This is a genomic window from Microbacterium sp. Beta (genome assembly GCF_005502545.1).
GTDB lineage: Bacteria > Actinomycetota > Actinomycetes > Actinomycetales > Microbacteriaceae > Microbacterium > Microbacterium oxydans.
Map to the genome: position 1 here is coordinate 68,168 of NZ_SCOG01000002.1, position 24,132 is coordinate 92,299.

General features: G+C 68.2%; 26 protein-coding genes. 22 read left to right on the forward strand and 4 right to left on the reverse strand.

Annotated elements, in window-relative coordinates; all coding sequences use genetic code 11:
• Positions 1-285: 285 nt before the first annotated feature.
• Both trpD and FFS56_RS03065 read left to right on the forward strand, forming a co-directional pair.
• A complete protein-coding gene (trpD, locus tag FFS56_RS03060) occupies positions 286-1,356 on the forward strand; it encodes an anthranilate phosphoribosyltransferase (RefSeq protein WP_046749293.1) in 1,071 nt (356 codons plus the stop codon).
• 2 nt (positions 1,357-1,358) lie between these two features.
• On the forward strand, positions 1,359-2,345 hold the full coding sequence (locus tag FFS56_RS03065; RefSeq protein ID WP_171011007.1) for a PHP domain-containing protein: 987 nt from the start codon (positions 1,359-1,361) through the stop codon (positions 2,343-2,345).
• Positions 2,346-2,366: 21 nt separating this feature from the next.
• Here the strand turns inward: FFS56_RS03065 and FFS56_RS03070 are convergent, their stop codons facing one another.
• Complete coding sequence (locus FFS56_RS03070; protein ID WP_127012077.1) at positions 2,367-3,302, reverse strand: 5'-3' exonuclease; 936 nt, start codon at positions 3,300-3,302, stop codon at positions 2,367-2,369.
• A 107-nt stretch (positions 3,303-3,409) separates the two neighbouring features.
• On the opposite strand from FFS56_RS03070, the gene FFS56_RS03075 reads away from it, so the two are divergent.
• Together FFS56_RS03075 and FFS56_RS03080 are read left to right on the forward strand one after the other, a co-directional pair.
• Complete coding sequence (locus FFS56_RS03075; RefSeq protein WP_127012078.1) at positions 3,410-3,916, forward strand: hypothetical protein; 507 nt, start codon at positions 3,410-3,412, stop codon at positions 3,914-3,916.
• A gap of 61 nt (positions 3,917-3,977) precedes the next feature.
• Positions 3,978-4,157, forward strand: coding sequence for a hypothetical protein (locus FFS56_RS03080; protein WP_127012079.1), 180 nt, complete (start codon positions 3,978-3,980; stop codon positions 4,155-4,157).
• Between the two features lie 18 nt (positions 4,158-4,175).
• On the opposite strand, the gene FFS56_RS03085 is transcribed toward FFS56_RS03080, so the two are convergent.
• Together FFS56_RS03085 and FFS56_RS03090 are read right to left on the reverse strand one after the other, a co-directional pair.
• Positions 4,176-4,775: a hypothetical protein gene (locus FFS56_RS03085; RefSeq protein ID WP_233437399.1), complete on the reverse strand. Its 600-nt coding sequence runs from the start codon at positions 4,773-4,775 to the stop codon at positions 4,176-4,178.
• Positions 4,776-4,996: 221 nt separating this feature from the next.
• Positions 4,997-5,554: a hypothetical protein gene (locus FFS56_RS03090; RefSeq protein WP_127012080.1), complete on the reverse strand. Its 558-nt coding sequence runs from the start codon at positions 5,552-5,554 to the stop codon at positions 4,997-4,999.
• A gap of 239 nt (positions 5,555-5,793) precedes the next feature.
• On the opposite strand from FFS56_RS03090, the gene rpsA reads away from it, so the two are divergent.
• From rpsA to FFS56_RS03150, 12 genes are all read left to right on the forward strand, one after another.
• The gene (gene rpsA / locus FFS56_RS03095) at positions 5,794-7,248 is read left to right on the forward strand and encodes a 30S ribosomal protein S1 (protein WP_046749289.1); all 1,455 of its coding nucleotides are present in this window, start codon (positions 5,794-5,796) and stop codon (positions 7,246-7,248) included.
• A gap of 142 nt (positions 7,249-7,390) precedes the next feature.
• Positions 7,391-8,239: an ABC transporter ATP-binding protein gene (locus tag FFS56_RS03100; RefSeq protein ID WP_046749288.1), complete on the forward strand. Its 849-nt coding sequence runs from the start codon at positions 7,391-7,393 to the stop codon at positions 8,237-8,239.
• Complete coding sequence (locus FFS56_RS03105) at positions 8,236-9,276, forward strand: aliphatic sulfonate ABC transporter substrate-binding protein (protein ID WP_127012081.1); 1,041 nt, start codon at positions 8,236-8,238, stop codon at positions 9,274-9,276. Before FFS56_RS03100 ends, FFS56_RS03105 begins: the two co-directional genes overlap by 4 nt.
• The gene (locus FFS56_RS03110) at positions 9,273-10,133 is read left to right on the forward strand and encodes an ABC transporter permease (RefSeq protein WP_046749286.1); all 861 of its coding nucleotides are present in this window, start codon (positions 9,273-9,275) and stop codon (positions 10,131-10,133) included. Before FFS56_RS03105 ends, FFS56_RS03110 begins: the two co-directional genes overlap by 4 nt.
• 2 nt (positions 10,134-10,135) lie before the next feature.
• Entirely contained in the window at positions 10,136-12,130 is a 1,995-nt protein-coding gene (gene acs, locus FFS56_RS03115) for an acetate--CoA ligase (protein WP_233437421.1), read from the forward strand.
• 25 nt (positions 12,131-12,155) lie between these two features.
• Complete coding sequence (locus FFS56_RS03120; RefSeq protein WP_127012083.1) at positions 12,156-13,460, forward strand: O-acetylhomoserine aminocarboxypropyltransferase/cysteine synthase family protein; 1,305 nt, start codon at positions 12,156-12,158, stop codon at positions 13,458-13,460.
• On the forward strand, positions 13,457-14,044 hold the full coding sequence (locus tag FFS56_RS03125) for a CoA-binding protein (protein ID WP_233437400.1): 588 nt from the start codon (positions 13,457-13,459) through the stop codon (positions 14,042-14,044). Before FFS56_RS03120 ends, FFS56_RS03125 begins: the two co-directional genes overlap by 4 nt.
• Before the next feature lie 31 nt (positions 14,045-14,075).
• Positions 14,076-14,675, forward strand: coding sequence for a dephospho-CoA kinase (gene coaE, locus FFS56_RS03130; RefSeq protein ID WP_127012084.1), 600 nt, complete (start codon positions 14,076-14,078; stop codon positions 14,673-14,675).
• Positions 14,672-15,889 carry an MFS transporter gene (locus FFS56_RS03135; RefSeq protein WP_127012085.1) on the forward strand — a complete coding sequence of 406 codons (1,218 nt, stop codon included), beginning with the start codon at positions 14,672-14,674 and terminating at the stop codon, positions 15,887-15,889. Before coaE ends, FFS56_RS03135 begins: the two co-directional genes overlap by 4 nt.
• A gap of 12 nt (positions 15,890-15,901) precedes the next feature.
• Complete coding sequence (locus tag FFS56_RS03140) at positions 15,902-16,693, forward strand: GNAT family N-acetyltransferase (RefSeq protein ID WP_046749281.1); 792 nt, start codon at positions 15,902-15,904, stop codon at positions 16,691-16,693.
• 47 nt (positions 16,694-16,740) lie between these two features.
• A complete protein-coding gene (uvrB, locus tag FFS56_RS03145) occupies positions 16,741-18,813 on the forward strand; it encodes an excinuclease ABC subunit UvrB (protein ID WP_127012086.1) in 2,073 nt (690 codons plus the stop codon).
• Between the two features lie 13 nt (positions 18,814-18,826).
• Positions 18,827-19,177: a TfoX/Sxy family protein gene (locus FFS56_RS03150; RefSeq protein ID WP_046749280.1), complete on the forward strand. Its 351-nt coding sequence runs from the start codon at positions 18,827-18,829 to the stop codon at positions 19,175-19,177.
• A gap of 55 nt (positions 19,178-19,232) precedes the next feature.
• Here the strand turns inward: FFS56_RS03150 and FFS56_RS03155 are convergent, their stop codons facing one another.
• Positions 19,233-19,475 (reverse strand): hypothetical protein, encoded by a 243-nt coding sequence (locus FFS56_RS03155; protein ID WP_105724504.1) that lies wholly within the window; start codon positions 19,473-19,475, stop codon positions 19,233-19,235.
• Between the two features lie 45 nt (positions 19,476-19,520).
• Between FFS56_RS03155 and FFS56_RS03160 the strand changes: the two genes are divergently transcribed.
• From FFS56_RS03160 to FFS56_RS03185, 6 genes are all read left to right on the forward strand, one after another.
• Positions 19,521-19,964, forward strand: coding sequence for a MarR family transcriptional regulator (locus FFS56_RS03160; RefSeq protein ID WP_058632243.1), 444 nt, complete (start codon positions 19,521-19,523; stop codon positions 19,962-19,964).
• 71 nt (positions 19,965-20,035) lie between these two features.
• Positions 20,036-20,791: a DUF4129 domain-containing protein gene (locus tag FFS56_RS03165; protein ID WP_127012087.1), complete on the forward strand. Its 756-nt coding sequence runs from the start codon at positions 20,036-20,038 to the stop codon at positions 20,789-20,791.
• Positions 20,788-21,261, forward strand: a complete 474-nt coding sequence (locus FFS56_RS03170) for a hypothetical protein (RefSeq protein WP_233437401.1) — start codon at positions 20,788-20,790, stop codon at positions 21,259-21,261. Before FFS56_RS03165 ends, FFS56_RS03170 begins: the two co-directional genes overlap by 4 nt.
• Positions 21,258-22,229 carry a MoxR family ATPase gene (locus FFS56_RS03175; protein ID WP_046749276.1) on the forward strand — a complete coding sequence of 324 codons (972 nt, stop codon included), beginning with the start codon at positions 21,258-21,260 and terminating at the stop codon, positions 22,227-22,229. The genes FFS56_RS03170 and FFS56_RS03175 overlap by 4 nt, the downstream gene beginning before the upstream one ends.
• Positions 22,226-23,539 (forward strand): DUF58 domain-containing protein, encoded by a 1,314-nt coding sequence (locus tag FFS56_RS03180; protein ID WP_233437402.1) that lies wholly within the window; start codon positions 22,226-22,228, stop codon positions 23,537-23,539. Before FFS56_RS03175 ends, FFS56_RS03180 begins: the two co-directional genes overlap by 4 nt.
• Complete coding sequence (locus tag FFS56_RS03185; RefSeq protein WP_127012089.1) at positions 23,536-24,132, forward strand: hypothetical protein; 597 nt, start codon at positions 23,536-23,538, stop codon at positions 24,130-24,132. The genes FFS56_RS03180 and FFS56_RS03185 overlap by 4 nt, the downstream gene beginning before the upstream one ends.

Genomic DNA, 24,132 nt, shown 5'->3' on the forward strand with positions numbered 1-24,132 from the left:
CTCGCTGCCGAGCCACACAATGGTGCCGACAGCTACCGGGTTGGGCCGCTTAATCGTTCTCGCCGCCGGGGCATACGTCGCTGAGGTCGTCACCCCTCCATTATGGCCGATCCGCGGGCGTGATTCTTGCACCTGCGGGCCCAGGATTGCCTGAGTTCGACTTAGGGGACCCTAAGAAAACACTGCGAATAGCCGGTGAATCCGCGGGAAACAAGGGATGGGCGCTGATCGCACGTCCGCCCGGAAGCATCTGCATGTTTTCTCCGCGCCGATAGGATCGCACACATGGCTGATTCCCTGACCTGGTCCGACGTGCTCACCTCTCTGTTGGAGCGCCGCGATCTCAGTGTGTGGGAGTCGACGTGGGCGATGCGCCAGATCATGCAAGGGAGTGTCACCGAGGCTCAGCTCGCCGGCTTCCTGGTCGCACTTCGGGCGAAGGGGGAGACGATCGACGAGATCGTCGGATTCCGTGACGCGATCCTCGAGGCCGCGGTGCCTCTTCCTGTCTCTCCTGACGTGCTGGACATCGTCGGTACCGGCGGCGATCGCGTCGGTACGGTGAACGTCTCGACCACCGCGGCGATCATCATCGGCGCCACCGGAGTGCCGGTGGTCAAGCACGGCAACCGTGCCGCGAGCTCGGCGTCCGGCTCCTCTGACGTGCTCGGAGCTCTCGGTCTCGAGCTGTCGCTCGATCCGTCGTCGGTCTCCTCTATCCTCGATCGCACCGGGATCACGTTCGCCTGGGCGGGGGCCTTCCATCCCGGGTTCAGGCACGCCGGTTCCGTCCGCGCCGAGCTCGGCGTTCCCACGGTCTTCAACATGCTCGGACCGCTCTGCAACCCGGCCCGCGCGGAGGCCAATGCGGTGGGCGTCGCACAGATCGAGCGCGTTCCCCTCATCACCGGTGTGTTCCGAACGCGTGGCGCGACGGCGCTCGTCTTCCGAGGGGATGACGGGCTCGACGAGCTGACCACCACGGGGCACAGTCGTATCTGGGAGGTCACGCGCGGAGACATCCATGAGCACGATCTCGACCCGCGTGATCTAGGCATCCCGATCGCCGACCTCGCGGACCTGATCGGAGGGTCACCGCAGCACAATGCAGAGGTGCTCAGGCGAACCCTCGCGGGCGAGACGGGCGCGGTGCGGGACATCGTGCTCCTCAACGCCGCCGCGGGCATCGTCGCCTTCGAGCTCTCCCAGGACGCCACACAGGTGCAGCGACCGATCCTCGAACGCCTTCGTGAGGGATACGACAAGGCGGCGGCTGCGGTGGACGACGGCCGCGCGCTGGCCAAGCTCGACCAGTGGATCTCGGTGAGTCGCGAGCTGGCTGCACCGAAGGAGTGACCGTGGATCCCGTCGACGCGCTGCTGGAGATCGCATCTCTGCTCGAGCGCGAGCGGGCCTCCCGGTATCGGGCGAAGGCGTTCCGGCAGGCGGCGGCGACGCTGCAGGACCTTCCCGAGGACGTCCGCGCCGACCCCACGCGGCTGCGCGCGGCGAAGGGGATCGGGGAGTCGACGTTCGCGGTGATCCGGCAGGCTCAGGCCGGGGAGGTGCCGGAGTACCTGGTCGAACTGCGCGGCGATGTCGAGCCGGAGCGGGTATCCGTGCTCCGATCGAAGCTGCGCGGTGATCTCCATGCGCACACTGACTGGTCCGACGGCACCACGCCCATCCCGGTGATGGCCGCGGCAGCGCGTGCGCTCGGGCACGAGTATCAGGCGATCACCGATCACTCGCCGCGACTTCGCGTGGCACGCGGGCTTTCCGCCGAACGGCTGCGGGAGCAGATTCCCTTGGTGCGCAAGGAGTCCGGTGAGGGCTTCACGCTTCTGGCCGGTATCGAGGTCGATATCCTCGAAGACGGCACTCTGGACCAGGAGGACTCTTTGCTCGGCGAGCTCGACATCGTCGTGGCGTCCGTGCATTCCAAGCTGCGCACGGACGCACGACCGATGACCGCGCGGATGATCGCCGCGGTGTCGCATCCGCGGGTGAACGTGCTCGGCCACTGCACCGGGCGATTGGTGCAAGGAGAGCGGGGGACCCGCCCGCAGTCGGTGTTCGATGCGACTGCGGTCTTCGCCGCGTGCGCCGAGAACGGCGTCGCCGTCGAGATCAACTCCCGCCCCGAGCGGCAGGATCCACCGGACGAACTGATCGCGATCGCCCTCGAGGCGGGATGCCTGTTCTCCATCGACTCGGATGCGCACGCACCAGGACAGCTCTCTCTGCTCGATCACGGCGCCGAGCGCGCAGAGCGTGCAGGCGTTCCCGCCTCGCGGATCGTCACGACGTGGGGGCTTTCCCGACTGCTCGCCTGGGCGGAGTAGACGCAGCGGCCTCGAGAGCGATCAGGACGCGAGGGCGGCCTTCGACACGGCGGCGACCGCGCGCGTCATGGAGCCGCCGAGATTCCACTTCTCGGCCAGGGTGTTCGCCGCGTCGACCTCTGAGGGGTCGAGCACGTGGAGTGGAACGTCCGGCGCAGTGATGGGGAGGGACCTGGCCACCGCGACCACCGTCGGAGCCACGTCGAGGTAGGCGGTCGCTGCGAGGATCTTCGCGCGTACCCCGGCGTTCATGCCTTCTCCCGTCTCGGCAGCGGCGCGGATGCCCTCGAGGTCGGAGTGCGCCTGCAGGAGCGTCGCGGCGGTCTTGTCTCCGACACCGGGGACGCCGGGGAGGCCGTCGGAGGAATCGCCGCGCATCGTGGCGAAGTCGGCGTACTGGGAGGGGAGTACCCCGTACTTCGCGACGACCGTCGCGTCGGTCACGACTTCGAGATTGCTCATGCCGCGCGCGGTGTAGATCACACGCACATCGCGGGCATCGTCGACGAGCTGGAAGAGGTCGCGGTCGCCCGAGACGATGTCTACCGGCATCGTGGCGTCGGTGGCCAGGGTTCCGATGACGTCGTCGGCCTCATGGTCGGCGACACCGATGATGGGGATGCCGATCGCAGCGAGCGTCTCGCGTATGAGGGGGATCTGCGCTTCGAGCGGGTCGGGTACCTCTTCGACATCGGGCCCATTCGCGATGACCTCGACGACGCGGTGCGTCTTGTAGCTCGGGATGAGATCCACGCGCCACTGCGGCCGCCAGTCGTCGTCCCAGCAGGCGATGACGTGCGTGGGCTCGTAGAGCGTGACGAGCTTGGCGACGATGTCGAGCAGACCCCGCGCCGCGTTGATCGGAGAGCCGTCCGGCGCGGTCACCTTGTCGGGGACGCCGTAGAACGCACGGAAGTAGAGGCTGGCGGTGTCGAGCAGCATGAGGCGATCGGTCACGAGCACAGTCTGACACGGGGCTCCGACCCGGCACCGGCCCCCTGCGTCGGCGGCGTGGCCCACCAGCCGTGGATGAGACGATCCTGGGTGTCGTGACACACAGGAGTATGAATGCTCTCCCTCGAACGCTGTCCGCTGTGATCCTGGGCGGGGTGGTGCTCGCCGGAGTCCTGGCCGGCTGTGCGGCATCTGCGGGCACCTCCCCGGCCCCGGAGTCGACATCCGACCCCGACGCATCCGATGCCTCGTACGCGCCGCGGGCGGCGTGGCTCGATGCGACGTCGTTCGTGCTGAAGACGTGGGGCGACGCATGCGCACCGCAGATCGGTGACCTCGTGGCGGGGGAGCAGTCGCTGGAGATCGTGCTCGTCGCAGGGCCGGACCGGGCGTGTGCCGCTGTGCAGACGGCGCGCGGCCTGTACCTCGGCCTCCCCGCCGGGTTCGACTCCTCCCGCCCTGTCGAGCTGACGGTGACCGAGGTCGGGGGAGAGGGTGACCGAGGTCGGGGGAGAGAAGGCCGAGCTCACCCTGCCGGCACTCGCAACCGGGGAGATCATCCCGGCCGATCGGATGCCGCCGCAGACCCCCGCGGCGGCGTGGATAGACGCGCATGAGCTCGCGATCCTCACATGGGGCTCGTCCACCTGTGTGCCGGCCTCGGGAGCGCTGGAAACCGTGAATGCGAAGGAAGGGATCATCCGACTGGAGCCGAGTGCGAACGAGGTGTGCACGATGGACCTGGTCCCGCAGATCACCTTCGTGCCTGCGGAAGGCATCGAGGACGACGCCGTCCTGACCCTCGAGGGCTTCGTCGATGCCGACGGCGCTGCGGCGGTCGTGACTGCCGTGCGATAGCGCGCCTGTCGGTCCGACTCAGCACCCCGGTGCTGTCGGTCTCTGCTCGCAGGTGTGGGCCACGAGGGCGGTATGCGCTTCGAAGATGCGTATCTCCCGAGCCGGACCAGGAATCGTGAGCTGCCCGGTCACCGGGAACCAGCCCCCGCCGAGATCGACCTCTGCGGTGTAGCGCACGGTGACGTGGGCCCGGTAGGTGCCGCGCTCGTCATAGGTGTGACTCGTCGTGGTGGGCGTGAACGGTGCCTGGCCGAGCACTGACCAGGTCTGTCCGCCTGTGCTCGAGGTCGCGGAGGTGCCGTCGCCGTGCACGAACTCATACCCGACAGGCGTGAACCGCACGGTGAGAACCGTGCCGAACAGCGATCCTGAGCGGGTGTGCACCGCTGCTGCAGCGACGAAGTTCGTGGGCATGCCGGCGACGCCGAGGTTGTCGGGCTCTCCCACATTCGCCACGGGATCGGGCGCGAACTGTGCGAGGTCGTCGATGGTGATGGTCGGGGCGGCAGTCGCGTCCTGCGCGGGATCGGTCGGCGGCTCCTCATCGGACACCGCGCGGAAGCACCCGCGGGAGCTGTTCCAGTCGTCGAGGCAGGAATCGAAGTCGAACTCGTGCACGGGGAGTCCGGGACCGGAGGGGGAGGGCGGAGCGTCTCCTCGGGGCGAGCCGCTGTGGGGTGTGCCGGAGGAGGGTTGCGTCTGGGTGCCCGAGATCACAATCTCGGTGGTGCCGACAGAGATCGCGGCGCTCCCGAGGGGTGGATCCTCGTGGTCCGCGTTCGAGGACAGAGATAATGCGCAAGTCAAGGCGATTGCCCCGAGCGCGGCATGAAAGCGAGCTACTGTCCGGCGCACGCGGCGCCCTCGTCAACTGAAGCCGAGTCGATAGTAAAGAAAGATGAGCTGGAGGCGACAAACACGATGTCTAGCCCGTAGACATTGGGGCGACCTGGGTCGACTCGGGAAACCCCTGCCGCGTCAGTGACCGTGACCGCACTCACATCGAGGCAGACTTTGGCGCTAACCGTCTGAAATGGCTCGACGGCGCTTGTGCCTTCGAACGAGAGGATCTTGGTTTCGCCCTCGAGTGTGAAGTCGTCAGCGTGCATCGCTGAGTAGGCCTTGCGGTCGGCGGCCTCGAACTCGCCGCTAGACAGCTCGAAGAGGGGTTCGAAGGTGGTTGGATTCGCCAAGTCGACCTCATTGAGTCTCGCTGTGAACGCCCGGTAGGTCTCCTCGGCGGCGGCAAAGGCTTCTTCCTCCGAGGCGAACACTGCGGTCGGAGTGGGTGTCGGGGCTGGCGACGGCGTGCATCCGGCGAGGACCATGACGCCGAGAACCATCGCGAAGGCGCCGAAGCGGCGGGATGTGGCGGGAGCGGGAGTCGGCGAGATCACCCCGTCACGGTAGTCGGAAGCCCCACGAGCCCGCGGGAGTTATCCACAGTCGGTCGGTCCGCCGAATCCGACTCCTGCTGTATCAGAACTTCTGATAGCCTTAACCGTCACTCGTGGCGTGCATGCGCATGCCCTCGTGGCGAGAAAACCAAAATCCAACTGCTGTGAAGCATGCTGTCGGCCGTGCGCGGTCTTTGCCTCTCAGCCCGAGTCTCCATTCAACAAGGACAACCCACTACATGACTACCGCAACGACCGCCCCGGCCACCAAGCAGGTCGCCATCAACGACATCGGATCTGCTGAGGACTTCCTGGCCGCGGTCGAGAAGACCCTGAAGTTCTTCAACGACGGCGACATCATCGAAGGCACGATCGTCAAGATCGACCGCGATGAGGTCCTCCTCGATGTCGGCTACAAGACCGAGGGTGTCATCCCCTCGCGTGAGCTCTCGATCAAGCACGACGTCGACCCCAACGAGGTCGTCGCTGTCGGCGATCTGGTCGAGGCCCTCGTTCTCCAGAAGGAGGACAAGGAAGGCCGTCTGATCCTCTCCAAGAAGCGCGCACAGTACGAGCGTGCCTGGGGAGACGTCGAGAAGATCAAGGAGAACGACGGCGTCGTCACCGGTACGGTCATCGAGGTCGTCAAGGGTGGACTCATCGTCGACATCGGACTCCGCGGCTTCCTGCCGGCCTCGCTCATCGAGCTGCGCCGCGTCCGCGACCTCACGCCGTACCTCGGCCAGGAGATCGAGGCCAAGATCCTCGAGCTCGACAAGAACCGCAACAACGTCGTCCTGAGCCGCCGCGCGCTGCTCGAGCAGACGCAGTCGGAGTCGCGCACCACGTTCCTGAACAACCTGCACAAGGGTCAGGTCCGCAAGGGTGTCGTCTCGTCGATCGTCAACTTCGGTGCGTTCGTCGACCTGGGTGGCGTGGACGGCCTCGTGCACGTCTCCGAGCTGTCCTGGAAGCACATCGAGCACGCCTCCGAGGTCGTCGAGGTGGGCCAGGAGGTCACCGTCGAGATCCTCGAGGTCGACCTCGACCGCGAGCGCGTCTCCCTGTCGCTGAAGGCGACGCAGGAGGACCCGTGGCAGGTCTTCGCCCGTACCCACGCGATCGGTCAGGTCACGCCGGGTAAGGTCACCAAGCTCGTTCCGTTCGGTGCGTTCGTCCGCGTCGCAGACGGCATCGAGGGCCTCGTCCACATCTCCGAGCTCTCCAGCAAGCACGTCGAGCTGGCTGAGCAGGTCGTCTCCGTCGGCGAAGAGGTCTTCGTCAAGGTCATCGACATCGACCTCGAGCGTCGTCGCATCTCGCTGTCGCTGAAGCAGGCCAACGAGTCGGTCGACCCCAACGGCACCGAGTTCGACCCGGCCCTGTACGGCATGCTCGCCGAGTACGACGAGAACGGCGAGTACAAGTACCCGGAGGGCTTCGACGCCGAGACCGGTGCATGGAAGGAAGGCTTCGACGCCCAGCGCGAGGCATGGGAGCAGGAGTACGCTGCAGCCCAGGCTCGCTGGGAGGCGCACAAGGCTCAGGTCGTCAAGGCGGCCGAGGCCGAGGCTGCGGCCGGCGAAGACTTCGGCGGCCAGTCCTTCACGAGCGAGGCTGCCGGCGCCGGCACCCTCGCCGACGACGAGGCTCTCGCCGCTCTGCGCGAGAAGCTCTCGGGCGGCAACGCTTAAGCAGCATTCTGAAACGGGTCGTCACCTCGCCTTCGGGCGGGTGTGGCGGCCCGTTTCGCATGTGCGGACCGCGGCTGCCCGCCCGTGACGCAACATTACGACCGCATTCGTAACAGGCCACGCGCTCGGCCAGCATGGGCATATGACCACCCTGCTGCCGGCGCCGCATACGACCGATGCCTCTGCGGCGGCCGGTGCAGCGCAGGAAGTGCGGCTCGAAGGTGTAGAACGGTCCTTCCCTCTCGCGCGGGGACGCCGCGACGTCCTGCGCGGCGTGGACCTCGAGGTCTCCGCCGGAGAGATCGTCGCCGTCGTCGGGCCTTCCGGCTGCGGAAAGTCGACGCTCCTCCGTCTGGTCGGCGGTCTGGACTCCCCGACACGGGGTGCCATCCGCCTCGAGGACACACCCGTAGCGGCAGTCGACGACCGCACCGCCGTCGCCTTCCAGGAGCCACGACTGCTCCCGTGGCGCACGATCGCCCAGAACGTCGAACTGGGCCTGCCGCGCGGCACCGCGCGCCGCGCGGGACGCGATCGTGTACGAGAACTTCTGCACCTGGTCGGCCTCGACGATGCCGCCGATCAGCGACCGCGAGAGGTATCCGGCGGGATGGCGCAGCGTGCATCCCTCGCCAGAGCCCTTGCCAGGAACCCCGGTGTCCTGCTGCTCGATGAGCCTTTCGGGGCGCTCGACGCGCTCACGCGCCTGCGGATGCACGATCTGCTGCTGAAGATCCACGCCGCAGAGCCGACCACCGTGCTCCTCGTGACGCACGATGTCGAGGAAGCGCTCTATCTCGCCGATCGCGTCCTGCTCCTGCGCACACTGAGCGCGACCCGACCTGACGAGTCATCCATCGCCCGCACGATCACCGTGCCAGGCGCCCGTCCCCGTGACCGCGCCGATCGTGGTCTCGCCGACCTGCGCGCCGAGCTCCTCGAGGGCCTCGGCGTAGACACCCACCACCGCACCGCCGAGGAGACCCGATGAGCATCACCACCCGCCGAATCATCCCTGCGATCGCCATCGCGGGGACGATGATGCTCGTCGCCACCGGCTGCGTCGCCGGAGAGAACGCTGCTGCCACCGACGCGAAGCCCACATCCGGCACGACCGAATGGTCGTCCGACACGCTGTCGATCGATTTCGCGACATACAACCCGTTGAGCCTGGTGATCCGCGACCAGGGCATCCTGGAGGACATCCTCGGAGATGACGTCACCGTGGAGTGGGTGCAGTCCGCCGGCTCGAACAAGGCGAACGAACTGCTGCGGTCCGGTTCGGTCGACGTCGGCTCGACGGCCGGCTCCGCAGCGCTCCTGGCCCGAGCGAACGGCTCGCCCATCCAGGTCATCGACATCTTCTCGCAGCCCGAGTGGGCGGCGATCGTCGTCGGACCGGACAGTGACATCACGTCGATTGAAGACCTCACGGGCAAGTCCGTCGCCGCGACCAAGGGGACCGACCCGTACTTCTTCCTGCTCCAGGCGCTCGAAGAAGGGGGCCTGTCGCTGTCGGACGTCGAGGTGCAGAACCTTCAGCACGCGGACGGTCGCGCCGCCCTCGACGGCGGTTCGGTGGATGCGTGGTCCGGCCTCGACCCGATCATGGCAGCCGCCGAGGCGGAGTCGGGCGACAAGCTCGTCTACCGCAACGTCGACTTCAACACGTACGGGTTCCTGAACGCGACCGAGGACTTCATCACGAACCACCCCGACCTCGCGCAAGCGGTCGTGGATGCGTACGAGAACGCACGAGAATGGGCGCTGGCGAACCCCGACGAGACGGCAGCGCTCCTCGCCGAGGTGGCAGGCATCGACATCGGCGTCGCCACCACCGTGATCCAGGAGCGTTCGAACCTCGACGTGAGCGGCATCCCGGGTGACGATCAGATCGGCGTCCTGGAGAAGATCGCGCCCGTGCTCGTCGAGTCCGGCGACGTGCAGGGCGGCAAGGAGTCGGTGGACAAGGCGCTGTCCTCGATCGTGAACGCGACGTTCGCCGAGAAGACGGTCGGTGGCGAGTGAGCGAACTCGACCAGCGCGTGCTCGTGCCCGCGGACTCGCGGGACGCGCTCGACTTCGCCAAGGGCGAGCTCCGACGTCCGAACCGCGGCGCACGACGATCCTGGGACCGCCCCGTCGTGCGGATCGTGGCAGGGCTGCTGCTACCGGCGATCATCCTGATCGTCTGGCAGGTGGTGACGACGAACGGACTCGTCCCGCCCTACCGTCTGCCCACACCCGTCTCGGTCCTCCAGGCAGGCATCGAGCTGGCCGAGACCGGGCAGCTCTGGACGCACATCGCCATCTCGGTGCAGCGCGTACTGCTCGGATTCGCGATCGGCTCGGTGATCGGACTCGCCGCGGCCGGTGTGGTGGGCCTGTCACGGCTCGGGGACGTGCTGCTGAGCCCGACGCTCGCCGCCGTGAGGGCTGTGCCCTCGTTGGCCTGGGTGCCGCTGCTCATCCTCTGGATGCAGATCGGTGAGGAGTCGAAGGTCACGCTGATCGCGATCGGAGCGTTCTTCCCCGTCTACACGACCGTCGCCTCGGCGCTCCGACACGTGGATCCGCAGCTCGTCGAGGCCGGGCGCTCGTTCAGCCTGCGCGGATGGTCACTGTTCCGCATCGTGCAGCTGCCCGCGGTCGTACCGTCCGTCGTGTCCGGGCTCCGCCTCGCGCTCGCACAGGCGTGGCTGTTCCTGGTGGCCGCAGAGCTCATCGCTTCCTCGATGGGCCTCGGCTTCCTGCTGACCGACTCCCAGAACAGTGGCCGTGTCGATCGGATCCTGCTCTCGATCGTGCTGCTGGCACTGCTCGGTACGGTGACCAACGGAGTCCTCGCCCTGGCAGAGAAGTACCTGCTGCGACGGTGGGTGTGAGCGTGACCGAGGCCCGGCTGCAGGAGACACGCGTCTACGCGCCGTCGAACGACTTCCCGGAGGCGAACGTCTCCGGTGAGGCCTATGCGCGCGCGGCAGCGGATCCCGTCGCGTTCTGGGAGGACGCTGCTCGACGCCTCGACTGGGCGAAGCCGTGGGACACCGCGCACGAGTGGGAGCCTCCGATTGGAGATGCGGTTCCCGCCGCGCGCTGGTTCGTCGGAGGGCGGATCAACGTGGCCGTCAACTGCGTGGACCGGCACGTCGATGCCGGTCGGGGAGCCAAGGTGGCGCTGTACTTCGAAGGGGAGCCGGGCGACCGCATCGCGGTGACGTACTCCGATCTGCAGCAGCGGGTCGCACGCGCCGCGAATGCTCTCGTGGCGCTCGGCATCGAGCCGGGTGATCGTGTGGTGATCTACCTGCCCGTGCTCGTGGAGACGATCGTCATCACGCTCGCCTGTGCCCGGATCGGAGCCGTGCACTCCCTGGTGTTCGGGGGATTCTCCGCGGAGGCCGTGCGCTTCCGCCTCGAGGACACCGGAGCGAAGCTGCTGGTCACGAGCGACGGACAGTTCCGACGCGGCACCGCCACCGAGGTGAAGTCGACGGCCGATGCGGCGGCCGCGGACCTCCCCGACCTCGAGCATGTGCTTGTGTTCCGACGCACGGGCCAGCAGGTGTCGTGGACCGAAGGTCGGGACGTCTGGTGGCACGAGGTGGTCGACACGGCATCGCCGGCGCACGACGCCCCGGCGTTCGACGCCGAGCATCCTCTCTTCATCATCTACACGTCCGGCACCACCGGGAAGCCGAAGGGACTCGTCCACACGTCGGGCGGGTACCTCACGCAGGCGAGCTGGGCGCACTGGGCGCATTTCGACGCGAAGCCCGACGACGTGCACTGGTGCACGGCCGATCTGGCCTGGGTGACCGCGCACACCTACGAGATCTACGGTCCGCTGTCGAACGGGCTGACCCAGGTCATCTACGAAGGCACGCCGGACTCGCCGCACCGGGAGCGACACCTCGAGATCATCGAGCGCTACGGCGTGACCGTCTACTACACGGCGCCCACGCTGATCCGTACCTTCATGACCTGGTTCGGCGCCGATCTCCCTGGGGGCCACGACCTCTCGACGCTCCGTCTGCTCGGTACGGTGGGCGAGGCGATCAACCCCGCGGCGTGGGTATGGTTCCGGAAGAACTTCGGCCGGGATGCGCTGCCGGTGATCGACACCTGGTGGCAGTCCGAGACCGGTGCCGCGATGATCGCCCCGCTGCCGGGCGTCACGCGCCTCAAGCCGGGCTCGGCCTCGGTGCCGCTCCCGGGGATCGATGCCGCGGTGGTCGATGCCGAGGGGCATCCGGTCGAACCGGGACGTTCGGGGACGCTCGTCGTGCGCCGACCCTGGCCGGGCATGGCCCGCACCGTCTGGGGTGATCCGGAGCGCTATCGCGACTCGTACTGGTCGGCCTACGCCGGTCGGGGAGAGTTCGGCGGCTTCTACGTCGCCGGCGACGGGGCGACCGTCGACATCGACGGGTACATCTGGATCCTCGGGCGACTCGATGACGTCGTCAACGTCTCGGGTCACCGACTCTCCACCATCGAGATCGAGTCGGCCCTCGTCGCTCACGACACCGTCGGCGAAGCCGGTTCAGCCGGGGTCTCCGATCCCGTCACCGGTCAGGCCGTCGTCGCGTTCGTGACGGCTTCGGGGCGGGCCGAGGTGACGCCGGCCGACCTCCGCGCTCAGGTGGCCCGGTCGATCGGTCCCGTCGCCAAGCCGAAGCACATCGTCGTGGTCCCCGACCTGCCCAAGACCCGGTCCGGCAAGATCATGCGCCGGCTCCTGGCGCAGCTCTGGGAGGCCGAGCAGGCACGAAGGCAGGGTCGCGAGGCCCTGCAGCTCGGTGACACGACGTCGTTGCAGAATCCCTGGGCCGTCGCGGACATCGCCGACGTGCTCTCCACAGCGGAACTGCGCTCTTGAACTCCGCTTCTGAATCGAGGACATCATGACCGAAGAACACCGCTTCGGATTCCGCACCAGAGCCCTCCATGCGGGGGGAACGCCGGATGCCGCCACCGGGGCCAGGGCGGTGCCGATCTACCAGACCACCTCGTTCGTCTTCGACGACGCCGCGGATGCCGGCAACCTGTTCGCCCTGCAGAAGTACGGCAACATCTACTCGCGTATCGGAAACCCGACGGTCGCGGCTCTCGAAGAGCGCCTCGCATCGCTGGAGGGTGGAATCGGCGCCGTCGCGACGGCTTCCGGGATGAGCGCGGAGTTCATCACGTTCGCGGCCCTGGTCGGAGCAGGCGATCATGTCGTCGCCGCCGCCCAGCTCTACGGTGGCACGGTCACGCAGCTCGACGTCACGCTGCGTCGCTTCGGGGTCGAGACCACGTTCGTCGCCTCGACCGATCCCGAGGACTTCGCCGCCGCGATCCGTCCGGAGACGAAGGTGGTCTACGTCGAGATGATCGGCAACCCCTCCGGGGAGATCGCCGACATCGAAGGGCTCGCCGAGATCGCCCACGCGGCCGGTGTCCCGCTCGTGGTCGACGCGACGCTCGCCACGCCCTACCTCGCCCGTCCGCTCGAGCACGGCGCCGACATCGTCATCCACTCCGTGACGAAGTTCCTCGGAGGACACGGCACCACCCTCGGCGGCGTCGTCATCGAGAAGGGCGCTTTCGACTGGGGCAACGGCAAGTTCCCGCAGATGACCGAACCCGTCGAGTCGTACGGCGGCATCAAGTGGTGGGACAACTTCGGCGAGTACGGCTTCCTCACCAAGCTCCGTTCCGAGCAACTGCGGGACATCGGCCCCGCGCTCAGCCCGCAGTCGGCGTTCAACCTCCTCCAGGGGATCGAGACCCTTCCACAGCGCATGGACGCCCACCTCGCGAACGCCCGCGTCGTCGCGGACTGGCTCGCCTCGGACCCTCGTGTGGCCTACATCACCTGGGCCGGGCTCGAAGGACACCCGCACCACGCACGCGCAGCCAAGTACCTGCCTCTCGGTCCCGGCTCGGTCTTCGCGTTCGGGGTCGCGGCGCCGGACGGTCGCGCGGCAGGGGAGACCCTGATCGAGAATCTGCAACTGGCCTCGCACCTCGCGAACATCGGCGACGCGCGCACGCTCGTGATCCATCCGGCCTCGACGACGCACCGGCAGCTCACAGAGGATCAGCTGGTCGCCGCGGGCGTGCGTCCCGACCTCATCCGCATCTCGGTCGGTCTGGAAGACGCCGACGACATCATCTGGGACCTCGACCAGGCCCTCACCACGGCGACGGGAGCGAACCGATGAGCACGACGAGTTCGGGCGATGCCTGCGCGCTGCCGGCTGTGACCGATGCGGCGACGTGTGCACTGACCGGTGGGACTCCCGTCGCGGTCGCGGCGCCGGGGCGCACCTGGAGCGGACCGACCCAGCAGGAGCGCTTCGGCCTGCTGCGACGCGCGAGGTCGATCGCGATCGTCGGGGCGTCGAACAACCCCGCCCGCGCGTCCTACTTCGTCGCGACCTACCTGCTCTCCAGCACGAACTACGACGTCTACCTGGTGAACCCGCGGGAGACCGAGATCCTCGGGCAGCCCGTCTACGCGACCCTGAGCGATCTGCCCGTCGTCCCCGACATCGTCGATGTGTTCCGACGCCACGACGACCTGCCCGGCGTGGCACAGGAGGCCATCGAGGCGGGCGCGCAGACGCTGTGGCTGCAGCTGGGCTCGTGGAACGAGGATGCCGCGGCGATCGCCGAGGGCGCGGGGCTGTCCGTGGTGATGGACCGTTGCATCAAGATCGAGCACGCGCGGTTCCATGGCGGACTTCACCTGGCCGGCTTCGATACCGGTGTGATCAGCTCCCGTCGCCAGCTGCGCGCGAGATGAGTCGCGCCGGGGCGAAGCCTAGACTGACCGCATGCCTCTCATCGCACTCACCGGCGGTATCGCGTCCGGGAAGTCGACCATCGCCCGCCGCCTGGCCGAGCACGGTGCCGTCATCGTCGACGCCGATCAGATCGTTCGCGATGTGCAGTCTCCCGGTTCGACGGTGCTCGTCAGGATCGCCGAGACCTTCGGCGACGACGTCATCTCATCGGACGGCTCCCTCGACAGGGCGGCGCTCGGTGCGAAGGTGTTCGGCGATGCGGGTCTCCTCGCGCAGCTCAACGCGATCGTCCACCCCGCGGTCCGTGAGGAATCCCAGCGGCGCTTCGATGCGGCCGTCCGCGGCGACGCGGATGCCGTGGTCGTCTACGACGTGCCGCTCCTGGTCGAGGCGAGGGTAGACGATCCCTGGGATCTCATCGTCGTCGCGCACGCGCCGGCTGACGTGCGCCGCGAGCGTCTCGTCGAGCTGCGCGGCATGGGTGAGGGTGCAGCGCAGGAGCGTATCGACGCCCAGGTATCCGACGACCGCCGTCTCGCGATCGCCGACGTCGTGATCGATACGTCGGGCACCGTGGAGAGCACGATCGAGCAGGCCGACGCCCTCTGGCAGCGGATCAGCTCACGGTGACGTTCGCGGGTCACACCCCGGGATCACGCGAGTACCGCCGGCTCCTCGTCGGTCTGTTCTTCGCCGGGGTCGCGACTTTCGCCCAGCTGTATTCGGCGCAGGCCGTGCTGCCGCAGATCTCGGCCGAGCTCTCGGTCACACCGGCCACGGCTGCGCTGAGCGTGTCGGCTGCCACGCTCGGCTTGGCGCTGGCCGTCATCCCCTGGTCGATGGTGGCCGATCGCATCGGTCGCGTGCCTGCCATGGCCACCGGGGTGCTCACCGCCACGGGACTCGGCCTCGTCGCTCCGCTGAGCGGAGAGATCGCCGCGCTGCTGGTCCTGCGATTCGCGGAGGGGATGGCGCTGGGGGCCGTACCCGCAGTGGCACTGGCCTATCTCAGCGAAGAGGTCGAAGTACGTCATACCGCCGCTGCCGCGGGGAGCTACATCGCCGGGACCACGGTCGGTGGACTGCTCGGGCGCATCGTCTCGGGGATCATCGGGGAAGTGGGAGGCTGGCGGACCGGCATCCTCTCGGTCGCGGTCATGTGCGCGCTCGCCGCCGTTCTGTTCCTCTGGCTCACACCCCGCGCCAGGGGATTCGTCCCCGGTCGTCTGCGCACCGATCGAGGGCCCGGCATCCTGGCGAAGCTCCTGGCGCCTCTGCGTTCACCTCTGCAGTGGGCCCTGTACGCGCAGGGATTCCTGCTGATGGGTGCCTTCGTCGCGGTGTACAACTACCTCGGGTTCCATCTCTCGGCCGCACCGTTCCTCCTTCCCGCCTGGCTGGTCACCCTGCTGTTCCTGGCATACCTGGCCGGCACGGTGTCGTCGCCGTGGGCCGGGGCGCTCGCCTCGCGGGCCGGGCGATTCCCGGTCCTGCTCTCCTCGATCGGAGTGATGGCCGTGGGTGCCGCACTGCTGCTGCTTCCGGTGGCCGGCGTCGTCCTGGCCGGGCTCGTGCTGTTCACCGCCGGGTTCTTCGGCGCGCACGCCATCGCCTCGGGGTGGACGCCCGTCGCGGCCGACCCCGCCAGCAGGGCACAGGCATCCTCGCTGTACTACTTCGCCTACTACGCCGGGTCGAGCGTGTTCGGGTGGCTGCTCGGTCTCGTGTTCGGTGCGACGACCTGGGGCTGGTTCGTCGCCGTCATCGTCGCGATGTGCGGTGCTGCCGCGCTCGCGGCGGTCGCCGCTCTCCGTGGTGCCGAGAGCGGCCGCCCCGCCGTCTGAGAGGATCCCATCATGCAGCTGCAGTTCCTGGAAGCGTACGACCGTCAGCTCCGCACACATCCTGAGATCGCGGGGGCATCGAACGTGGTGGGGCACGGACCGCTCCTGATGGCGACGTTCCCCGGCGGACGCGGCTTCGTCACGTATGCCGAGCTCGGCGACGCGGATGCGGACGACGTCGCGCTGTTGGTCGACGCGGCGGCCGACCACTTCGCGGGGGGTCGGGAGGTGAGGTCGGTCGAGTGGAAGACCCGCGGTCACGATCGTGCCCCCGGCCTGCACGACGCTCTTGTCGCTCGCGACTTCGTGCCGGAGGAGCCGGAGTCCATCATGATCGGTGAGGCCCGCCCGCTCGCGCGGCACGTCGACGTTCCTGAGCACGTCACGATCAGGCGGAGCCGTAGTGATGCCGACGTGTTCGCGGCGGGTGAGATGCAGGGCCGCGTCTTCGATGACCCCGACTGGCGTTCGAGGTCGGAGGAGCTCGTCGTGCACCTGCGCGAAGACCCTTCGGCGGAGCTGTGGATCGCTGTCGTGGACGACGAGGTGATCAGCGCCGGGAGGCTCGAGCCGGTGGCCGGCACCGAGTTCGCCGGTCTCTGGGGCGGTGCGACGCTCCCGGAGTGGCGAGGCCGCGGCATCTACCGCGCTCTCACGGCGGAGCGGGCGCGCTCGGCTCTCGCGCGTGGGGTCCGCTACCTCCACTCCGATTCCACTGAGTTCTCGCGCCCGATCCTGGAGCGGTCGGGACTGGTGAAGGTGTCGACGACAACGCCGTACGTGTGGACTCCCGTGCGAGGCTGATCCTGCGCGACGGCCTCGATGTCGGAGGGGCGGCATACGCTGGAGGTATGCAACCCACGCGCAGTGTCCGCCCCTTCGAGGTCATCAGCGAGTATGAGCCGGCCGGAGACCAGCCGAAGGCCATCGCCGATCTGGCGGCGCGCATCAATGCCGGTGAGACAGACGTGGTGCTTCTCGGCGCGACGGGTACCGGCAAGTCCGCCACGACGGCCTGGTTGGTCGAACAGGTCCAGCGTCCCACGCTCGTGCTCGCGCACAACAAGACCCTCGCCGCCCAGCTCGCGAACGAGTTCCGCGAGCTCATGCCCAACAACGCGGTCGAGTACTTCGTCTCGTACTACGACTACTACCAGCCGGAGGCGTACGTACCGCAGACCGACACCTTCATCGAGAAGGACTCCTCGATCAACTCCGAAGTCGAGCGACTGCGGCATTCGACGACCAACTCGCTGTTGAGCCGACGCGATGTCATCGTGGTCTCCACAGTGTCCTGCATCTACGGACTCGGGGCGCCGGAAGAGTATCTGCGGGCCATGGTCGCCCTCCAGGTGGGGGAGCGCTATGACCGCGATGCGCTCATCCGTCAGTTTATCGCCATGCAGTACAACCGCAACGATGTCGACTTCTCGCGGGGCAACTTCCGTGTGCGCGGAGACACCATCGAGATCATCCCCGTCTACGAAGAGCACGCCATCCGCATCGAGCTGTTCGGTGACGAGATCGAGGCGCTGTACTCGCTGCATCCGCTGACCGGCGAGGTCATCGAGAAGCTCGACGCCGTGCCGATCTTCCCGGCATCGCACTATGTGGCCGGTACCGACGTCATCCAGCGCTCCATCGGCACGATCGAGCACGAGTTGGAAGAGCGCCTCGCCGAGTTCGAACGTCAGGGCAAGCTCCTCGAGGCGCAGCGTCTGCGCATGCGCACGACCTTCGACCTGGAGATGCTCCAGCAGCTGGGCTTCTGCTCCGGCATCGAGAACTACTCGCGTCACATGGACGGTCGCATGCCCGGCGAGCCTCCGCACACGCTGCTCGACTTCTTCCCCGACGACTTCCTGCTCGTGATCGACGAGTCGCACGTGACGGTGCCGCAGATCGGCGCGATGTACGAGGGCGACGCATCCCGCAAGCGCACGCTGGTCGACCACGGGTTCCGTCTTCCGAGCGCGATGGACAACCGTCCGCTGCGCTGGGACGAGTTCAAGAACCGCATCGGACAGACGGTGTACCTCTCGGCCACTCCCGGGAAGTACGAGATGGGGATCGCCGACGGCGTCGTCGAGCAGATCATCCGCCCGACCGGCCTCGTCGACCCGGAGATCGTGGTGAAGCCGTCGAAGGGGCAGATCGACGACCTGCTCGAGGAGATCCGCGTGCGGGTCGAGCGTGACGAGCGTGTGCTTGTCACGACTCTCACCAAGAAGATGGCCGAGGAGCTCACCGACTTCCTCGGCGAGCACGGTGTGCGTGTCCGCTACCTGCATTCCGATGTCGACACGCTGCGCCGCGTCGAGCTGCTCAGTGAGCTGCGCTCTGGCGTGTACGACGTTCTCGTGGGTATCAACCTCCTGCGCGAGGGCCTCGACCTTCCAGAGGTCTCCCTCGTGGCGATTCTCGACGCCGACAAGGAGGGGTTCCTGCGCTCGGGTACGTCTCTGATCCAGACCATCGGCCGTGCGGCACGAAACGTGTCCGGTGAAGTGCACATGTATGCCGACAAGATGACCGACTCCATGACGAAGGCGATCGAGGAGACCGACCGACGTCGGGAGAAGCAGGTCGCGTACAACAAGGAGAACGGCATCGATCCGCAGCCGCTCCGCAAGCGCATCGCTGACATCACCGAGGTGCTGGCCCGTGAAGGTGCCGACACGGCGGAGATGCTGTCGGGTCGTGGCCGCGCGACGGGCAAGGGCAAATCGCCGACGCCCAACCTGCGTCGTACCGGGATCGCCGCCGAGGGCGCGCAGCAGCTCGAGGCCACCATCCAGGATCTGTCCGACCAGATGCTCGCGGCTGCGGCGGAGCTCAAGTTCGAGCTCGCCGGGCGTCTGCGCGACGAGGTGCAGGATCTCAAGAAGGAACTCCGCGCCATGGAGCGCGCCGGACACGCGTAAGCGGGGACGAACGATGGACGCTGCGGGAAACGAGCTGGCGGATCGTGTGCGCGCGTTGCTCGGAGCAGACACGGAGATCGAAGAGCGGCGCATGTTCGGCACGAGAGCGTTCCTCGACGACGGGCACATCCTGGTGGGCGCGCGTCCCGGGGGAGTGCTGCTGGTCCGTGTGGCGGATGAGGACGGCGCCGCGCTGCTCACCGAGCCAGGCGCGGCACGCGCGGTGATGGGGGCGCGCACCATGAGTTCGGGGTGGCTCGACGTTTCGCAGACGGCGATCGAAGACGACACAGCGCTCATGTTCTGGCTGGATGTCGCTCGAGAGTCCGCCGTTTCGAGGGCGGAGAGCTCGGGGCAGGGCTGATACGGATCCCCGCGCTCTCAACGGCCGCGTGCCAGGGCGCGGTCGGCCGCTCGCCCTAGGGGCAGTGCACCAGCGTTTTGGGCCCGGAGCGGTCGATCTCGTGCTGCGTCATCGGAGCCCCGCAGAGAGGGCAGGCGCGTTCGGCCCGCTCGGCCGCGCTGGGTGGGGGCGTCTTCTCGTACGGGCCGACGGAGGCGGGTCCTGCGAACCGGATGAGGTTCGTGTTCACCCAGGAGTACAGTCCTCCTGCTTCGCGGATGCGAGTGCGGAGGGGCGGGCGGTCGGAGTCCTGTGCCATGTTGATTAGTGTACTAACTATTAGTGCAGATGTATAGTCTCCCTTGTGACCCCCACCGACGACCTGCTCCGGCTCGAGAACCAGCTCTGCTTCGCCCTGGTGACAGCGGCACGCAACGTCGTCGCCCTGTATCGACCGATCCTCGAGCCACTCGGCCTGACGCACCCGCAGTACCTCGTCATGCTGGCGCTCTGGGAACGAGCTCCTCGCACGCTGAACGACCTGGCTGTCGACCTGGCCATGGAGCCCGCGACCGCATCCCCGCTGGTGAAGAGGCTCGAGGCGGACGGGCTGGTCGCGCGTCAGCGAAGCACCGAGGACGAGCGGCGACTCGAGATCACTCTGACGTCGGCGGGCGCTGCGCTGCGCGAGCGCGCGGTGGAGGTTCCGCACCAGGTGATGGCCGCGGTCGGTATGGGAATCGACGAGATCGCGGCGCTCCGCGACGGTCTGGGCCCGTTCGCCGGGCGCCGTCCCGACCTCGGCTGACCTGTCGTCGGCGTCCGGCTCTGCCGGAGGTGATGGCGGTCCGGGGGAGACGCAGCCCCTAGGGTGGGGGCATGTCCCGCTCCGAGCCCTCGGTCCCGGTGCATGAGACTGCCAGGTCGAATCGCCCACGGATGCTGCTGCTTCCGCTCGTCGCGATCGCCGGCTTCTTCACGACGATCATGTTCGCTGCAGCGGCGCAGGGGCTTCCGCAGTTCGGGGGATGGCTCGCCGATGCCGAACCACGGGCCGGCGAGGGCACGGGGCCGACGGCGCCGGCGGAGACCGCACCCCCTCCGATGGATCCCCCGGAGGACTCTCCGCTGCTCGCGATCATCGGATACGTCCTCGCCGCACTCGTCCTCGCCGCCGTGCTCGCGATGGTGTTCTTCGGCGCCCGCCTCCTGATCCGCTACCTCGTCGGCCTCTGGCGCGACCGTCCTCTCGCGCGCCGAACGGCGTCGGCCTTGGATGCACACGTCGTCGCAGTGTCTGCAGCCGGGGGCGACCCGGACGAGGCGACGATCCGGCGCGGCATCGCGGAGGCGCTGCGGACAGTCGATGACCGGTCCCGACCCGGCGACAGCATCATCGCGGCGTGGGTGGGGCTGGAGGAATCCGCGGCGGATGCCGGTGCGGGGCGCGGTGTCAACGAGACGCCCTCAGAGTTCACCGTGCGCATCATCGGCAGACGCGCCGGGATCACCGACGACGTCGTCACCCTGCTGGGCCTCTACGAACGCGTCCGCTTCGGCGGTCACGATGCCGACGAAGACGATCGTGCCCGAGCTGCCGAGTGTCTTCGCGGCATCCAGGAGGGGTGGCGATGAAGAGACGGGTCCTCGTCGTGAGCGTCGGTGTCATCGGCGCCGCGGGCGTCCTCCTCCTGCTCGGACAGCTGGGGTTCCCCGAGCCGTTCGTGCTCGCCTGGATGATCCTCGCCCTCGCGGTGGTCTTCGCCTGTCGTCAGGAGTTCATCGAGGTCGGACCCGAGTGGCCTCCGGAAGCGCCGAGCCGCAGTTCGCACGGCTCTGAGGTCTCCCGCATGGCATGGGCGATCAACACCCGCACGGGGGTCGCCGGACACGTCGTCGTGCGTCGCGTGCAGGCGGTGCTGCGAAGACGCCTCGCCCTGCGCGGTCTCGACCTCGACGACCCCGCACAGCACGCACGCATCGACGCACTCCTCGGCGAGGGGGTGCGGGACGCCCTGCACCGTCGCGAGGTGCAGCGCACCGACATCGAGATGGTGCTCGATGCGATCGACAGAATCCCCAACGACATGGAGGAGCCCGGATGACCAACCAGGAGACCACGCAGATCGCCGAGACCGGGCGTCGGGTGCTCGACAGCGTCCGTGGAGCCGTGGTCGGGATGGACGAGCCTCTCACGATCGCCCTCGCCGCGATCCTCGCTGGCGGCCATGTGCTGTTCGAAGACGTCCCGGGCCTCGGCAAGACACTCGCCGCGCGGAGCCTGGCTTCGGCGCTCGGCCTCGACTTCCGACGTCTGCAGTGCACCCCTGACATGCTTCCCGGGGATGTCACGGGCTCCTACGTCTACGCACCGGCCACCGGCGAGTTCGTGTTCCGGCCGGGGCCGATCTTCACCGGATTGCTCCTTGCCGACGAGGTGAACCGCACCACGCCGAAGACGCAGTCGGCGATGCTGGAGGCGATGGCGGAGCGTCAGGTGACGGTCGAGGGCAACAGCTTCGCCCTACCGCGTCCCTTCCATGTGATCGCCACGTCGAATCCCATCGAGTACGAGGGAACGTACGCGCTTCCCGAGGCGCAGCTCGACCGCTTCATGGTGCGGCTCGCGGTCGGCTACCCCGTGCCGGAGGACGAGACCCGCATCATCCTCGACCGCGTGAGACGGCAGAGCCCGGATGCCTCCGTCGAGTCCGTCGTCGACGGAGCAGGGCTCCTCGCGATCCAGGCGGCGGTCGAACGGATCCACGTCGATGCCGATGTCGCGAGGTACTGCGTCGAGCTGACGAGGGCCACCCGGGACGCGGCGCACGTCGCCGTCGGCGCCTCTCCTCGGGGATCACAGGCTCTCGTCCTGCTCGGCCGAGCACTCGCCGCCCTGGATGATCGCGACTACGTCCGACCGGACGACATCAAGCGCATCGCGGGGTCCGTCCTCGCTCACCGACTCACGCTGACGCCGCAGGCCTGGGCCCAGGGAGTGGATCCTCGTTCGGTCGTCGCGACGGTGGTCGCCGTGACTCCGGTTCCTCCGACAGTGGCTGCGGTACGGTGACAGAGTCGGTCCGCGTCACGGCGCGCTCGCATGTGCGCTGGAGTCGGACGCCTGTGATCGCGATAGGACTCGCGGGTTCGGCGATCGTCGCAGCCGCCGGCCTCGTGTTCTCTCGGCCCGATGTGGTCGGTATCGGTCTCCCGCTCGCACTGGCGACGGTGTGGGTACTGCTGCGCCGTCCCTGCGACGGCGTGCTGTCGATCGAGCTGCGGGCACGGCCGGAGGGTTTCGCCCCTTCGTCGGATGTGGTGGGGGCGGTGGGCGCCGACCTCGATACCGGCTGGCTCCAGGTCGCGGTCGACCAGGAGGAACGGCGGTCCGGGGTCGCCGACGTGTTGCCGGGGCGCTCCATCCTGACATCGCGCAACCGGCTGCAGCACTCTGGTCCTGTCGAGCTCCTCGGCGTGACGGCCCGAGGAGTGGCTCTCGACGGCGCCTGGGTGTCGGAGCCGGCACCCCGCGTCGCGCTGGAGTGGCACGCGCCACCGAGGCAGGAGCGCATCGGGCAGCTGCCGGTCGCGCCACGGCTCACGGGCCTGCACGGTGCCCACGAGGGGTCTCGGCCCGGACAGGGCGGCGAATTCCGAGACATCCATCCGTTCGCCCCCGGTGACGAGCTGCGTCGTGTCGACTGGCGGGCGACCGCGCGCGCCGCCCGTCGACCCGGCGACCTGCTCGTGCGACGCACCGTCGCCCTCAGCGACTCATCGGTGGTGATCGCGATCGACACCGCAGAGGACCTGGGAACGGTCGTCGCATCCTGGGGAACGGACGACGCCGACCGATCGGGTGTCACCTCCCTGGACCACGCCCGCGAAGCCGCGCTGTCGATCGCGACCGCTGCGATCGGCGTCGGGGATCGCGTGTCGTACCACGCACTGTCGCCCGGCGGCCGGAGCCTTCCCGCCGGCGGCGGCCCGCGTCACCTCGCCCGCCTTCGCGACGTGATCGCGGCGACGGGTCAGAGTGAGGGCGACCCCCGGTATCGCCGGTCGCCGGTCGTGCCGCCGGGTTCCATCATCTTCGTACTCTCGACGTTCTTCGACGGCGCCGCCGCTCAGCTGGTCACTCGCTGGCGGGCGTCAGGCCACGCCGTGGTGGCCGTCGACGTCCTCCCTGCACCGGAGGAGAGCCGACTCACGCGTGAACAGCGCATCGCGTTGCGCACCCTGCTGGCGGAGCGCTCCGACATCCTCGTCGAGCTCGAGCACGCCGGCGTCGAGGTCGTCAGATGGACGGATTCCGATGCCGACGTCGCGATGAGGCTCGCGGCTCTTCGCCAGCAACGGATGCGGATGGTACGGAGGTGAGGCGCCGACTCCGATCGTTCCGGGTGCGGGCGGCCGTTCCGGGGGTCGTCGTCCGACTGCTGGTGGTGGGTATCGCGTGGGGAGGGGCGCTCGTGCTGGTCCCCTTCCCGTTGTGGCAGGGCGTCGCCGTGATCGCCGCAGCGCTCGCCGTCGTGCTCCCACGTTCCCTGGCCGCCTGGCTGGCAGCCGCATGCCTCGTGTTCGGCATTCTCCTGACGGACCCGGATCCGGGGCGCACCGCTCTGGCAGTGCTGCTCGTGCATGCGATCCACGTGCTCGGATCGTTGAGCCTGGTGATCCCGATCTCCTCGCGTGTCGCGCTTCCCGTTCTGGGGTCGAGTCTCGCGCGTCTCCTCGTCATCCAGCTGCTGGCGCAGCCCGTCGTGTTCGGCGTGTGGCTGCTCGCGCCTTCGGATGTCGTGCACGGCCTCACCCCGCTCGCACCGCTCGCCGCCGCGGCGCTCGCCGTCGGAGTTCTGCTGGCCCTGCACGCCGCCCGGAGAGCGGACGCTCACCCCCGAGAGTCCGAACGGGTGGAGGGGGAGAGCATCGCGGTGCGGCACGACGGAGCCAATGTCCGTGGCCCCTCGTAG

Bases quoted from the DNA above. Each gene is read 5' to 3' on its own strand.
- trpD (WP_046749293.1), top strand. From the start codon at position 286: ATGGCTGATTCCCTGACCTGGTCCGACGTGCTCACCTCTCTGTTGGAG.
- FFS56_RS03075 (WP_127012078.1), top strand. From the start codon at position 3,410: ATGAATGCTCTCCCTCGAACGCTGTCCGCTGTGATCCTGGGCGGGGTG.
- rpsA (WP_046749289.1), top strand. From the start codon at position 5,794: ATGACTACCGCAACGACCGCCCCGGCCACCAAGCAGGTCGCCATCAAC.
- FFS56_RS03100 (WP_046749288.1), top strand. From the start codon at position 7,391: ATGACCACCCTGCTGCCGGCGCCGCATACGACCGATGCCTCTGCGGCG.
- FFS56_RS03105 (WP_127012081.1), top strand. From the start codon at position 8,236: ATGAGCATCACCACCCGCCGAATCATCCCTGCGATCGCCATCGCGGGG.
- FFS56_RS03120 (WP_127012083.1), top strand. From the start codon at position 12,156: ATGACCGAAGAACACCGCTTCGGATTCCGCACCAGAGCCCTCCATGCG.
- FFS56_RS03125 (WP_233437400.1), top strand. From the start codon at position 13,457: ATGAGCACGACGAGTTCGGGCGATGCCTGCGCGCTGCCGGCTGTGACC.
- coaE (WP_127012084.1), top strand. From the start codon at position 14,076: ATGCCTCTCATCGCACTCACCGGCGGTATCGCGTCCGGGAAGTCGACC.
- FFS56_RS03140 (WP_046749281.1), top strand. From the start codon at position 15,902: ATGCAGCTGCAGTTCCTGGAAGCGTACGACCGTCAGCTCCGCACACAT.
- uvrB (WP_127012086.1), top strand. From the start codon at position 16,741: ATGCAACCCACGCGCAGTGTCCGCCCCTTCGAGGTCATCAGCGAGTAT.
- FFS56_RS03150 (WP_046749280.1), top strand. From the start codon at position 18,827: ATGGACGCTGCGGGAAACGAGCTGGCGGATCGTGTGCGCGCGTTGCTC.
- FFS56_RS03155 (WP_105724504.1), bottom strand. From the start codon at position 19,475: ATGGCACAGGACTCCGACCGCCCGCCCCTCCGCACTCGCATCCGCGAA.
- FFS56_RS03165 (WP_127012087.1), top strand. From the start codon at position 20,036: ATGTCCCGCTCCGAGCCCTCGGTCCCGGTGCATGAGACTGCCAGGTCG.
- FFS56_RS03170 (WP_233437401.1), top strand. From the start codon at position 20,788: ATGAAGAGACGGGTCCTCGTCGTGAGCGTCGGTGTCATCGGCGCCGCG.
- FFS56_RS03175 (WP_046749276.1), top strand. From the start codon at position 21,258: ATGACCAACCAGGAGACCACGCAGATCGCCGAGACCGGGCGTCGGGTG.